Annotated in this window: 14 protein-coding genes; 7 read left to right on the forward strand and 7 right to left on the reverse strand. The window is 45.5% G+C overall.

Going from position 1 to position 13298, the window contains the following annotated elements; translation table 11 throughout:
* Positions 1-78: 78 nt before the first annotated feature.
* Both pssA and B0681_RS07000 read right to left on the reverse strand, forming a co-directional pair.
* Positions 79-894: a CDP-diacylglycerol--serine O-phosphatidyltransferase gene (gene pssA / locus B0681_RS06995; protein WP_078318037.1), complete on the reverse strand. Its 816-nt coding sequence runs from the start codon at positions 892-894 to the stop codon at positions 79-81.
* A 39-nt stretch (positions 895-933) separates the two neighbouring features.
* Complete coding sequence (locus B0681_RS07000; RefSeq protein WP_078318038.1) at positions 934-1821, reverse strand: 23S rRNA (adenine(2030)-N(6))-methyltransferase RlmJ; 888 nt, start codon at positions 1819-1821, stop codon at positions 934-936.
* Between the two features lie 95 nt (positions 1822-1916).
* Between B0681_RS07000 and B0681_RS07005 the strand changes: the two genes are divergently transcribed.
* The 4 genes from B0681_RS07005 (at position 1917) to dapE (ending at position 5473) form a co-directional block, all read left to right on the forward strand.
* Positions 1917-2537: a 2OG-Fe(II) oxygenase gene (locus tag B0681_RS07005; protein WP_114144970.1), complete on the forward strand. Its 621-nt coding sequence runs from the start codon at positions 1917-1919 to the stop codon at positions 2535-2537.
* Positions 2537-3181 carry a hypothetical protein gene (locus B0681_RS07010; protein WP_078318039.1) on the forward strand — a complete coding sequence of 215 codons (645 nt, stop codon included), beginning with the start codon at positions 2537-2539 and terminating at the stop codon, positions 3179-3181. The genes B0681_RS07005 and B0681_RS07010 overlap by 1 nt, the downstream gene beginning before the upstream one ends.
* Positions 3182-3331: 150 nt before the next feature.
* Entirely contained in the window at positions 3332-4243 is a 912-nt protein-coding gene (locus tag B0681_RS07015) for an ADP-ribosylglycohydrolase family protein (RefSeq protein ID WP_078318040.1), read from the forward strand.
* Positions 4244-4288: 45 nt separating this feature from the next.
* Positions 4289-5473, forward strand: a complete 1185-nt coding sequence (gene dapE, locus B0681_RS07020) for a succinyl-diaminopimelate desuccinylase (protein WP_078318041.1) — start codon at positions 4289-4291, stop codon at positions 5471-5473.
* A gap of 78 nt (positions 5474-5551) precedes the next feature.
* Here the strand turns inward: dapE and B0681_RS07025 are convergent, their stop codons facing one another.
* Complete coding sequence (locus tag B0681_RS07025) at positions 5552-6553, reverse strand: extracellular solute-binding protein (RefSeq protein WP_078318042.1); 1002 nt, start codon at positions 6551-6553, stop codon at positions 5552-5554.
* Between the two features lie 202 nt (positions 6554-6755).
* Here B0681_RS07025 and B0681_RS07030 point away from each other — a divergent pair, with 202 nt between their 5' ends.
* Together B0681_RS07030 and B0681_RS07035 are read left to right on the forward strand one after the other, a co-directional pair.
* Positions 6756-8363 carry an ABC transporter permease gene (locus B0681_RS07030; RefSeq protein ID WP_078318043.1) on the forward strand — a complete coding sequence of 536 codons (1608 nt, stop codon included), beginning with the start codon at positions 6756-6758 and terminating at the stop codon, positions 8361-8363.
* A gap of 39 nt (positions 8364-8402) precedes the next feature.
* The gene (locus tag B0681_RS07035; RefSeq protein WP_078318044.1) at positions 8403-9431 is read left to right on the forward strand and encodes an ABC transporter ATP-binding protein; all 1029 of its coding nucleotides are present in this window, start codon (positions 8403-8405) and stop codon (positions 9429-9431) included.
* A 66-nt stretch (positions 9432-9497) separates the two neighbouring features.
* Here B0681_RS07035 and iscX read toward each other — a convergent pair whose 3' ends face one another.
* The 3 genes from iscX to ahpF all read right to left on the reverse strand — a co-directional run bounded on the left by iscX (position 9498) and on the right by ahpF (position 11895).
* Positions 9498-9695, reverse strand: coding sequence for a Fe-S cluster assembly protein IscX (iscX, locus tag B0681_RS07040; RefSeq protein WP_078253014.1), 198 nt, complete (start codon positions 9693-9695; stop codon positions 9498-9500).
* A gap of 54 nt (positions 9696-9749) precedes the next feature.
* Positions 9750-10220, reverse strand: a complete 471-nt coding sequence (locus B0681_RS07045; RefSeq protein WP_158077927.1) for a DMT family transporter — start codon at positions 10218-10220, stop codon at positions 9750-9752.
* Positions 10221-10338: 118 nt separating this feature from the next.
* On the reverse strand, positions 10339-11895 hold the full coding sequence (gene ahpF / locus B0681_RS07050; RefSeq protein WP_078318046.1) for an alkyl hydroperoxide reductase subunit F: 1557 nt from the start codon (positions 11893-11895) through the stop codon (positions 10339-10341).
* Positions 11896-12172: 277 nt separating this feature from the next.
* Between ahpF and B0681_RS07055 the strand changes: the two genes are divergently transcribed.
* Positions 12173-12406 carry a YdcH family protein gene (locus B0681_RS07055; RefSeq protein ID WP_078318047.1) on the forward strand — a complete coding sequence of 78 codons (234 nt, stop codon included), beginning with the start codon at positions 12173-12175 and terminating at the stop codon, positions 12404-12406.
* A gap of 135 nt (positions 12407-12541) precedes the next feature.
* On the opposite strand, the gene ahpC is transcribed toward B0681_RS07055, so the two are convergent.
* On the reverse strand, positions 12542-13108 hold the full coding sequence (gene ahpC, locus B0681_RS07060) for an alkyl hydroperoxide reductase subunit C (protein ID WP_078318048.1): 567 nt from the start codon (positions 13106-13108) through the stop codon (positions 12542-12544).
* Positions 13109-13298 lie beyond the last annotated feature (190 nt).

The following is a 13298-nucleotide window of genomic DNA, read 5'->3' on the forward strand; positions in this document are numbered from 1 at the left end:
TGATTTTGTTGGGGTTTAATCTTTAACTAAATTGATTTGCGATAAAAAAGACCTTTATACAAAGGTCTTTTTTATGGGTTATGCTTTACTTTTATGCAAATAAGTCGTGACAAAACCTGACAGCGCATAGGTGACACCGATGGCTAGCAGCCCCACTGGGATGTCATATAACAAAGCACCAAAAATCAATAAAGCCACTAATAACACCACAAATGGTACTTTTTGCTTATCAAATTCTTTGAATGAATAATATTTGACATTGCTGACCATCAAAAGACCGCAAGCAATGACCCAAAACGCAAAGAACCAGGTCAACTGCGCGCTTATACCAGTCATAAAATCAGCATATTTTAGGCTGACAAGCACTGTGCAGGCAATCAACAATGCCGCCAATGGACTTGCCAGACCAATAAAATATTTTTTGTCAACGACGCCAATTTGTACATTAAATCGCGCCAAGCGAAAAGCTGCACACGCTGCATAAACAAACGCACACGCCATGCCAAATCTACCCCACGGCTGCAAAGCAAAGCTATACACCAATACTGCAGGTGCAAGCCCAAAAGCAATACAGTCTGCCAATGAATCATACTGCTCACCAAAAGGACTTTGGGCGTTTAGTAGTCTTGCAGCCCTGCCATCCATCCCATCCAAAAACGCTGAGATAAAAATCGCAAAGCTTGCCTTGATAAACTCACCATTGGTGCTGGATAAAATCGAATAAAACCCTGCAAATAATGACAGCGTTGTAATCAGATTTGGCACAAGATACACGCCTTTGCTCATCACTTTTTTGCCATCGCTATGCTCTGGTTCAATGACTTCAAAGGTGATGCCGTCGTGTTCGCATTCAGGATGGATATCTTGACTGTCTGGCTTATTGATTTGTGTCATGGTTTGCCTTTATCACTGTCTATAAACGATTTTTTCTGCTTATTCACCGACAAGCCATTTCACCACTGCCATCTCGCCGAGCGACATCTGTGGTGCATCCACTGGCTTTAGAATTGGTGCCAAAAATTCCAAAATCTCTTGGGCGGCATCGGCAAATTGCCACGGCGGATTGATGATAAATAGCCCCGTGCCATTTAGACCAACTGCGACATCATTTGGGTAAAGATTCAGCTCACAGACAAGCTGTTTTTTGATGCCCGTGCGTTTCATTTTTTTGTAAAATAGTTCGGTAGCGTCGATATTTTTGATCGGGTACCATAGCACAAAAGTGCCATTGCCAAATTTCTTATAACTAGCAACAAGCAAATCCACCAAACGGCTAAAATCCTTGTGTTCTTGTTCAAATGGCGGATCTAGCAAAATCACGCCACGGCGTTCTTTTGGTGGTACGACAGCAGGTACGCCCTCGAAAGCATCACGATGATGGATGCCGATAGGCAACTGATATAGCTGATAATTAAGCGCATCATATTCATCAGCGATCGCTTCAAAGGCCTCACAACGTAGCGGCGCATCCGCTGAATGATACTCGCTGTGATGGGCAATCCACCAAGGCGATCCTGGATAGACAAACTGGTCGTATTTATTACGAGCAAATGCCAAATCATCCAAATACTGTGCGACTGCTTTTGGTAGATGATCCACGCCTGCCGCGACTGCCTTTTCGAGTGCGACAATACCGCGTTCAGCTTCTTTGGTTTTTTGAGTTTCGGTGCTTGCCAGTGAATACAGACCTCGCCCACCATAGGCATCAAGCACATAGTATGGCTTGGCTTTGGCAGAAAATTGCGCCAATAACTGTAATAATAAAATATGCTTGGCAACATCAGCGAAGTTGCCTGCATGATAGGCGTGTTTGTAATTCATAGCGTCTCGATTGATTTTTTTTTAACAAATTTGTCTGTGATATGGTAGCATAGACAGCGATTTTTGGCGAATTGTTTTTTGTTAGGGATAAGCACATGACAGCAACTATGGCGACAACTCACGATTTTGGCATCGACTGGGCAGCACGGCTAGATGCGATGCTTGATAACTTTGTGCAGACTGGCGTGATGGTGGTTGATGACTGTTTTGACGATAGTGCGGTGCGTGAATTGCAGGCTGAGAGTGGCTATATCGACTATAAAGATGCACATCTGACACATGGCGAGCGAGAAGCGAGTATTCGTGGCGATCGCATTCGCTGGATTGATGATGCTTGCCCTGTGGGGCTGTTATACTTATCAAGTATTGAATCACTGGCTCAGTATTTTAATGCGACACTATTTACTGGTATTCGTCGCTGTGAAGCGCATTATGCCTGCTATCCGTCGGGCTTTGGGTATCAATGGCATAAAGACAATCCCATCGGTCGGGATGAACGAGTCATCTCTGCGGTGTATTATCTCAATGATGACTGGTCACAGACAGATGGTGGCGAGATTCTGGTCGATGACAAGCTTGGCAATGAACAAAAGCTACTGCCAAAAGCCAATCGCCTTGTTCTATTTGACAGTGAGCTATTACACCAAGTCAATATCACCAACCGCACTCGCTTTTCGATCGCTACTTGGATGCGTCGGGATGATGGGGTCTTATAATGGCTGATATAAAACAAATCTATATTGATAGATTAAAAGAAATCATCAATAAATCCTATCAAATTTTAATTCATAAATTAGGTAATGGTAGTTTAAATGCTCAAAATGAAGCCTCTTTTCAATTGGAGTTTGCTTATATATTAAAAACAATTGGTAATTTATACGAATTTAACCTTGATGATAAATTTCATCTAGAACTTGAAAGTTATATTAAATTGACAGAAAAGTCCCCAAAAAGTAGGTCGAATCAAGCAAGGGTAGATTTAGTTGCAATTTACAAAAATAAAGACGTTAGTGTTCGCTGTGCCATTGAACTAAAATTCTTTAAAAAAGAAAACCACAGAGAACCAAACAATAGATATGATGTATTTCAAGATTTAAAAAACCTTGAATTGTACAAAAAACATGAAGTAGACTTCTGTTATTTTATTCTAGGCACAAACCACGCACATTATTATAATCAAGAAGAGTACAGCATAGGAACGGGGGACTTTGATTTTAGGCATTCCAAAACATACCAAAAGGGCAAATTACTTAAATATAATACCAAAAAACCACACGGAGGCCCAATTAGCCTAGAGAATGATTATACATTCTATTGGGATAGCATTAATAATTTGCACTTCTTAAAAGTTGAAGTTTGAGAAATTGAAGGAAAGCAAACCATAGCTCTGTCCTATTTGGCAGCGATTTATTACACCGAGTCGATATTGCAAATCATACATGCTTTTCGATTGCAATATGGATACAACAAGATGATGCACCATGCATATAGATAATACAAAGGAGTTTTTATGCCATCCATTACCCAGAAACGCAATCGAGCCATTGGCGTTCTAACCGGTCTAGCAGTTGGTGATGCCTTGGGCGCACCTGCCGAATTTAAAGCCCGTGGCAGCTTTTCCCCTGTCACCGACATGATAGGTGGTGGTATATTTAATTTACCTGCCGGCTATTGGACGGATGACACCTCAATGGCATTATGCTTGGCAGATAGCCTGCTGGCTTGCCACGGTTTTGATAGCCATGACCAAATGCAGCGCTATGCCAGATGGCTAGAATTGGGTGAAAATTCCTCAACAGGTAGATGTTTTGATATTGGTGATACCACCAGAAAAGCTGTGATGCAGTTTATCCATCGTGGCATCAGCCAAACCACTTATACCGATCATAGCAACTCTGGCAATGGCTCAATCATGCGCCTTGCCCCCGTGCCTATTTTTTATCATCATGATATTGAGCAAGCGGTGCATTATGGGCGGTTAAGCTCAACCACCACACATGGTTCGGATGCGTGTTTATCTGCTTGTGCCTACCTAAGCCTAGTGCTGTGGCGCGCTATCAACAGTAAGGTGAGCAAGGACGAACTGCTTGCAGATGATTCAACTCAATACAATGAACATTTGCATTCTATCATCAGTGGTGATTATCAGCACAAAAGCTGTAATGACATCATCGGTAGCGGCTATGTGGTCGAAAGTCTCGAGGCGGCTTTGTGGTGTTTTTATCATACCGATAACTTTACCGATGCTGTATTGACGGCTGTCAATCTCGGCGATGATGCCGATACCACCGCCGCCATCTGTGGGCAAATCGCTGGTGCTTATTATGGTGTTGATGCCATACCAGCACACTGGCTTGAAAAGCTTCATGACAGTGAACGCATCATCAATCTTGGCGCGGCGTTATTTGACGCCAATCAATAGTCAAAATACCAACCATCTACATAAGATATCAATTAGGAAATTATGATGAGCCACTCTCCAGAACTTGCCCTATCCATTGAGCTTATCCAACAAGCATCCATCACCCCTGATGATAAAGACTGCCAAAATATTCTTGCTAAACGATTGCAGGCACTGGGTTTTGACTGTGAATTTATGTTTTTTGGCGATAAAAACGACAGTGGCAAAAATGCCGAAGTCAAAAACCTATGGGCAATCAAACACGGTACGGATAAAGATGCGCCGGTGTTGTGCTTTGCTGGTCATACCGATGTCGTGCCAACCGGTGATGAATCAGCATGGACTTACCCACCATTTTCGGCGACTGTCGCTGATGGCAAACTGTGGGGGCGTGGTGCATCGGATATGAAAACTGGTGTGGCAAGCTTTGTGGTGGCGTGTGAGCAGTTCATCAACAAACACCCGCATCACAAAGGTGGCATCGCTCTACTAATCACCAGTGATGAAGAAGGTGTGGCAATTAATGGCACGGTCAAAGTCGTCGAAACGCTCGCCGCTCGTGGTCAAAAGATGGATTACTGTCTCGTCGGTGAGCCGTCTAGCACGGATAAGCTTGGCGATATCATCAAAAATGGTCGCCGTGGCTCGCTCAATGCCAAACTCACCGTCACTGGCAAACAAGGCCATATCGCCTATCCGCATTTGGCCATCAATCCCATTCATGCTGTCGCTCCAGCACTCGCTGAACTGACCGCCACACACTGGGATGATGGCAATGACTATTTCCCTGCCACATCAATGCAAATCTCCAACATCAACTCAGGTACAGGCGCGACCAATGTCATCGGCGGCACTTGCACGGTGCTATTTAATTTCCGCTATTGCACCGAAAACACCGCTGATAGCCTGATGGCAAAGACACATGAAATTTTTGATCGGCACTTTGCGGATAGTGATGCCACTTATCATATCGACTGGACGCTCTCGGGCGTGCCATTTTTGACCGAAAAAGGTAAATTTGTCAGCGCCTGTGTTGATGCCATCAAAGCCGTGACAGGAGTAGATACCAAACTATCCACATCAGGCGGTACATCCGATGGTCGCTTTATTGCGCCGATCATGAATGCCCAAGTGGTTGAACTTGGTGTCAAAAACGCCACCATCCACCAAGTCGATGAGCATATCGACATCAAGGAGATTGAGCAGCTAACCCAAGTTTATGAAGCGATTTTGGATCGTTTGGTGGCATGAGTTGACCAAATAATCTGGAATAAAAAACAAGCCATGCAATCGCTGCATGGCTTGTTTTTGGGTGAGTTAATTAATCAATCACTTATAGCCTGCTTTTTTCATCAGCATGGTGGCTTTTTGTTGGTTTTGACCTGCAACAGAGACATTGATCATGTCGCGCTTAAAGCTGCTTGGCAACCAACGAGCCATATTGCCAGTCACAGCGACGCGTGGGTTGGCTGGGTATTCAAAGTTATTTTGGGCGTATAGGCTTTGAGCTTCAGAGCCACTTAGCCATTCGATGAATTTTTGGGCTTCAGCAGCATTATCGCTGTGCTTGACCACGCCTGCGCCTGAGACATTGACATGAGTACCTTTGCCTTTTTGGTCAGCGAAGAACACTTTGACATTGTTAGCAACGCTTGGCTTTTGGTTCAGTAGGCGGCCATAATAATAGGTGTTGGCGATACCCACATCACAGCGACCTGCATCGATGGCTTCTAGCAGTGCGGTGTCATTTGAAAACGGTGCTGCTGCCAAGTTATTCACCCAGCCTTTGACCACTTGCTCAGTTTTGGCTTGGCCATTATGCGCAATCATGGTTGCGACCAAAGATTGGTTATAGACATTGTTTGAGGTGCGTAGGCATAGCTTGCCTTTCCACTTGGCATTTGCCAAATCAGCATAGGTGGAGAGCTGGCTTGCGTTGACTTTCTTTGGATTATAAAAAATCGTACGAGCGCGCACAGACAGACCAAACCACTGGTTTTTTGGGTCGCGCAGGTTTGATGGGATATTTGATTTTAGGACCGATGAGTTGATTGGGCGAAGTAGGCCTGCTTGAGCGGCTTGCCATAGGTTACCGCCATCAACAGTGATGAATACATCCGCCTTGGTGTTTTTGCCTTCGGCTTTAAGCTTTTCCATCAATGGACCTGCTTTATCGCTCACCAATGTCACTTTGGTGCCCGTTTTCTTTTGATAAGCCTGAGTCAATGGCTTAAGTAGCTCATCTGCACGAGCAGAATATACCACGATTTCGCTTGCCATGGCTGGCGCGGTGACCGCCAATGCCAGTGACGCTACAACTAACTTTTTCATCATCGATCCTTTGTCTTAAAAAGCTATTGAAACAAAAATTTATCCAATATGTAAGTTTTGTCAAGAAAACTTGCTATTAATTGTGTTATTATAATAGAATATTTTCTAAATAGAAACAAGAAAAATTATCATTATCAATGATTTTTTGATTTTGATGACTTAACTTTCCCTTTGCCACTTCTGGCGTCGCAATTTTCTTGATATGAGTGCTATGAATTCATCATTTCTGGCTCGTCTTTGGCTATCGCTGTGTGCGTTTTTGGTCATCATTCCGCTGGCTGTCATCGTCTCATCATTGGGCAGTTTTAATGCTGAGATTTGGCAGTTTTTGCTTGAATACGAATTGCCTTTATTATTGAAAAATACGTTATTGCTCGTCATCGGGGTCGGTGTTGGCGTAACCATACTTGGTACGACCACTGCTTGGCTGACTGCGATGCATCGATTTCCGCTACAGCGGTTTTTTGCTTGGGCGATGATGCTGCCCTTGGCGGTACCTGCTTATGTGCTTGCTTTTGTGCAGCTTGGGATTTTTGATTATACAGGTGGTATTAGCACTTATTTAAGAGACAATCTAGGATTTGAAAACGGCTTGCCCGATGTGCGAAACGGCTTTGGTCTGACCATCGTGATGAGTCTGACGCTGTATCCTTATGTCTATCTACTTGCCAAAAATGCCTTTGGCAGCATGGGCGTGCGCGCCTTGGAAGCTGGGGCATCGATGGGGCTATCTGCACCCAAAGCCTTTGTCAAGCTTGCCTTGCCGATGGCTCGTCCATGGATTGCTGGCGGTATGATACTTGCCTTGATGGAAGTATTGGCAGACTTTGGGGCGGTGAGTGTTTTTGGCTATGACACGTTTACCACTGCCATTTATCAGGCGTGGTTTGGGTTTTTTTCGATTGACACCGCTAAGCAGTTGGCAAGCTTGCTCATTACTTTGGTATTTATTTTTTTGGTGCTTGAGCAGTTAAGCCGTGGGCGTCGCCGTTTTGAGACCACAGGGCGTGCCAGCCATCATCGCCCAATTGCCCTGCATGGCTACAAAAAATGGCTTGCCACCGCTTATTGTGCGATCATTCTTTGTCTTGCTTTTGTCGTGCCTGTCGTTCAGCTGATCTTGTGGGCGACGGCTATTTGGCAAGACACCATCTTTGCTGAACTATTGACCCAGATTTGGCACTCAATCAGTGTTAGCCTAATGGCATCGCTGCTCGTGGCGGTGGTTGCGTTATTTATCGCCATCAGCACAAGGAGCGACCACAGCAAATTTGCCCTTGCCAGTGCCAAAATCTCAACGCTCGGCTATGCCATCCCAGGCTCGGTGCTGGCTGTTGGCGTGTTTGTCCCTGTGGCATGGCTGGATAATTGGCTGATTGCCACCCTGCCTAGCTTATCAGACGCCGATGCTATCTTTAAGGGTACGCTTGGCGTGATGCTGATTGCGTTATTGATTCGCTTTTTGGCATTGGGCGTGCAGTCAGTGGATGCCGGCATGAAACGCATCAAATCTGCACACATCGAAGCAGCGGCATCACTTGGAGTGGCGCCATTTGACACCGTGCGTCGTGTCTATCTACCACTCATCAAAGGCTCACTCGGTGTGGCGATGCTGATGGTCTTTGTTGATACGATGAAAGAGATGCCGATTACCTTGATGATGCGTCCGTTTGATTGGGATACCTTGTCCGTGCGGATTTATTCGTTCACCAGTGAAGGCTTATATGATAAGGCGTCGCTACCTGCGCTTGCCATCATCATTGCAGGGCTGATTCCTGTGATTTTATTTGCCAAAATGGATCAAAAATAACGCCATTATCAGTAGAATATTAAAAATTTTGAGAAAATTATGCTAAATATTCATCAACTATCCATCAGCTTTGACAAAAAAACCATCCTAAGCGATATCAGCTTTGAACTTCAAAAAGGTCAAATCGCCTGCCTGCTGGGCGCTTCAGGCTGTGGTAAGACGACGCTACTACGCTGTATCGCAGGTTTTGAGACACCTGACACAGGCAGCATTACCCTTGATGGTCAAGCACTATTTGATGGCAAAGGGGCTACGCCTGCTCATCGTCGCCATATCGGTATGGTATTTCAGGACTATGCACTGTTTCCACACTTGACGGTGGCGGATAACATCGCCTTTGGACTGTCAAACATGGATAAATCTGCACAGGTGTCACGAGTAGATGAGATGCTGAGCCTAATCGATATGCAAAGCTACAAAAACAGCTATCCGCATGAACTGTCAGGCGGTCAACAGCAGCGCGTGGCATTGGTGCGAGCGCTGGCACCCCGTCCAAGCTTGGTGCTGCTCGATGAGCCATTTTCAAATCTCGATGTCGAACTACGCACCAGCCTATCCAAGGAAGTACGCCGCCTGCTCAACTCCCAAAATGTCAGCGCCATCATGGTGACACATGATCAAGCCGAAGCCTTTGCGATGGCGGATATGGTCGGCATGCTTGCTGATGGTAAGCTACAACAATGGGACACGCCCACTGCCCTGTATCACACGCCTGCCACCGAGACCGTCGCCCGCTTTATCGGTGAAGGGGTGCTTGTCGATATCCAAAACGGTGGCGAGCATGGCTTTGATAGCATCTTTGGGCATATCAATCTGCCTGTGCCACCGCACGCCACCAAAGCACTCATCCGCCCACATGATGTCAAGCCCTACAAGGCTGATCGTGATACGCACGCCATCGATGCCACAGTGAGTGATCGAGATTTTCGTGGGGGTAATTGGCTCTATACGCTCAGCACAAATACTGGTCAAACGCTACTGATGCAATCGTCACTGGCTGCCAATCACGATAGCCACCAAATCGGTGATGCTTTGACTGTCGCTATCAGACGGGTCAGCACCTTATAAATCGCCCACATCATAAAAAAACCGTTCATGGCTGATACCAAGAACGGTTTTATTTCAACTAAAGCATCACAGCTCATCAAGCCATGCCATCTGGATGGCTTCTAGGATGCGTTCGTTCGACTTATTTGGGTCATCGCTAAAGCCATCAAGCTCACAGACATAGCGGTGTAAATCAGTAAAGCGAATGTACTGCACATCTTCATCAGGGTATTTTTCTGCCAACGCAATGGCAATATCTAGGGTGTCGTGCCAAGTTAGGGTCATGGGATTCTCCTGTGTTTTTTTATCATTGTAACACATGCCATCGCGCTCGCCAACTCATCGCACCATCGCGATCAACTTATCCCCAAACATAAAAACCATCAAACCCATCAGCATCACGCCCAGTCCCAAATATTTATGCCAAGTCAAAGGGCGTACTGGCATCTGAATCAAGCCAAAAGCATCGATCGCCATGCCCGCTGCCAATTGACCGATGATGATCAAAAACACCATGTTCACCAAGCCGATCTTCGGGGCAAGCAGCACGGTCGAAAACACGAACGCCGCTCCGATCGCACCGCCAATCCATCGCCACCAAGGCTGTGATGGCAAGCCTGCCACCGCCAATCCCAAATTGGCCTGATGCAGCATGACCACGCCCAAGCACAGCGTACCGACCAAAAAAGACAAAAAAGCCGCCACCACAGGCTGCTCACCCAATCCATGCGCCAAGCGTGCATTGATCGCTGCCTGTATCGCCGCACCTGCACCAACTGCAAATGCCATCAGCCAATAAATATACTGCATAATCACCCTGTTGAAGTTGATAAGTATCCACATCGCCACTTTAGCACAACCCACCCACCAACACAAACCAAAAAAATCACGCCCATCATAGGCGTGATTTGTCATATTCAGCAATCGATCAGCTGTTCATCATCAGATATTCAAAGGCTGATAGACCCGCTTTTGAGCCTTCACCCATTGCGATGTTGATTTGCTTATATGGCACTGTGGTTACATCGCCACAAGCAAAGATGCCTGGCTTGTCGGTACGGCATTTGGCGTCGATTTCAATCTCACCTTGCGGGGTGGTTTTTACCAAGCCTTTGGCGACTTCAGAGTTTGGCACCAGACCGATTTGGACGAATACCGCTGATAGTGGTAGCGTTTGGTTCTCGCCTGTGGTGCGGTCTTGATAAATCAGTGCATTGACCTTGCTACCATCAGTGGTGATTTCTGTCGTGGCAGCTGATTTGATGATGGTGATGTTGTCTTTTGCCATCGCCTTATCCACCAGTACTTGGTCAGCACGCAAGGTGTCACCAAACTCAAGTACAGTCACATGCTTGACGATACCTGCCAAGTCTAGAGCTGCTTCGACGCCTGAGTTGCCGCCGCCGACGACAGCGACATCTTTACCCTTGAAGAATGGGCCGTCGCAGTGTGGGCAGTACGCCACGCCATTACCGATGTTCTCATCTTCGCCTTTGACACCAAGCTTACGCCATTTGGCACCTGTGGCTAGGATGATGGTGCGTGTTGTCCAGCTTTCACCTGTGTTTAGTGTAACTTGATAGCCACCTTTGACTTCTTCGATACTGCTGATACTCACGTGCTCTTTGACGGTGATGTTGTACTCTTTGATGTGCGTCGCTAGATTGGCAGCAAGCTGATTACCATTGGTTAGCGGAATTGAAATCAGGTTCTCGATATCTTGGGTGTCTTTGACCTGACCACCGATACGGTCAGCCACCAGTGCCACACGCAGACCCTTTCGAGCGGTATAAATCGCCGCCGCACTACCTGCAGGGCCACCACCGATGACGGTCACATCTTGAGTCTCCAGCTGTGGCTCATCCGATGCTGATAGCAAATCAGGGTATTGCTCTTGTAGTTTTTCGATGAGCTTGGCAGTATCCACTTTACCATTGGCAAATGGCTTACCGTTCAAGAATACCGCTGGTACGCCTTGGATGCCTTTTTCGGCGACCAATTCAGGGAATACACCACCGTCGATCATTTCGTTTTCGATGCCGTCATTTAGGATGGCAAATTGGTTCAACGCCTGCACGACATCAGGGCAGTTGTGGCATGATAGCGATACAAAAGTTTGGAACTTTAGCGGTGCTTGGATACGCTTAACTAGGCTTTGGATGCCTTCGTCCAGTTTTAAGGTATGGCCACCTGCTTGTAGAATCGCCAGAATCAATGAAGTGAACTCATGACCGCCTGGGATACCGCTAAAGACGATACCTGTGTCTTTGTTTTCGGTGGTGATCTTAAAGCTCATTGGGCTAAGATCGGTATCGACTACGGTCGCATCAAAGCCAATCTTGTCGCTAGTGCCTGCGATTTTGGTCAAAAAATCCACCAATTCGGCACGCTTTTCGTGCTCACCTGCACCGATGACCATTTGGATTGGGCGAGTCATGTTTTCGCTATAAGTTTTTACTGCATTTAATAGATTTTGATCTAACATAAGTGTCACCTTTATTTCTGTGATTTGTTGGGTATGATGGCCATCGCCAAACTGTGTGATGATTACATGTGATTATTATAACCGATTATTGATGATTGAAAATTTAGGAATTTAAAACATTGCCATCACAATCTTCAAATCATGAATCAGCCATCGCCACCTGCCTGATGTGAATCTGCTTGCCAATTTGTCGCTTTCTTGCTAATATAATCTCAACAAACCAATTTATCCAAAACTTAAAAACTTGGTGCCAAGCACCCAATCACAGGAGAATACCATGCTTCCAGAATATCGCGATTTGATGACTCAACTAAAAAGTGAAGGTGATGCTCACTTCCTAAAACTATTTAATGAGCATAACGATCTTGACACCGAAATCGACAATCTTGAAAAAGATCCAGTCGCTTCAGCCAGCCGCGCTGGTGAAATCGATGAGATGAAACACAAAAAACTTCATCTAAAAGACGAGCTAAAAGCTTATCTAGAAAAAGTTGCCGCTGAACGCGCATAATCAGATTTGCTTAGCAATCAAATCAGCCACTTGTTGGCTGATTTTTTTATAAGCAATCCACTGTCAAATTTTTAAAACAATAAAAACTCCAAACCACACGGCTTGGAGTTTTTGTCAAATTATCCTAAGTGATAATTAGATTTTACCAACTAGGTCTAGGCTTGGCTTCAAGGTTTCTTGACCTGCTTCCCAAGCTGCTGGGCAGACTTCACCGTCGTTCTCACGAACATATTGAGCTGCTTTTACTTTACGAACCATGTCTTTTGCGCTACGGCCGATGCCTAGGTCGTGGATTTCAGCGACTTTGATGAAGCCATCTGGATCAACTAGGAAAGTACCGCGAAGTGCTGCGTTGTCTTCTTCGATCATCACATTAAAGCCACGAGTGATCTTACCAGTACCATCACCTAGCATTGGGTATTGTACTTTTGAGATCGCTGGAGAAGCATCGTGCCATGCTTTGTGTACGAAATGTGTGTCAGTTGATACTGCATACACTTCTACGCCAAGACCTTTTAGCTCGTCGTAGTGAGCAGCCATGTCTTCAAGCTCAGTTGGGCAAACGAAAGTAAAGTCGTGTGGGTAGAATAGGAAAATCGCCCAGTTGCCTTTGACATCGTCAGAAGTGATGGTTTTGAATTCGCCGTTGACATAGGCTTGAGTTGAGAACTCAGGGATTTGTTGGTTGATAATTGCTGCCATAATATTCACCTTTTCAATGGTTGGTTTGTTAAACTCACTAAGCCAAATGCCTTGATGCGACCGATGCCGCCCATTTGCCTTAGCACCCTTTTATAATACAACAAAAAAACACAATTTCAACAGTTAAAACTTTCAAATCTATTGTTTTATTTTATCAAACTTAGGTAAAATAGATATCAATAATACTCGA

The organism is Moraxella porci DSM 25326 (genome assembly GCF_002014855.1).
GTDB lineage: Bacteria > Pseudomonadota > Gammaproteobacteria > Pseudomonadales > Moraxellaceae > Moraxella > Moraxella porci.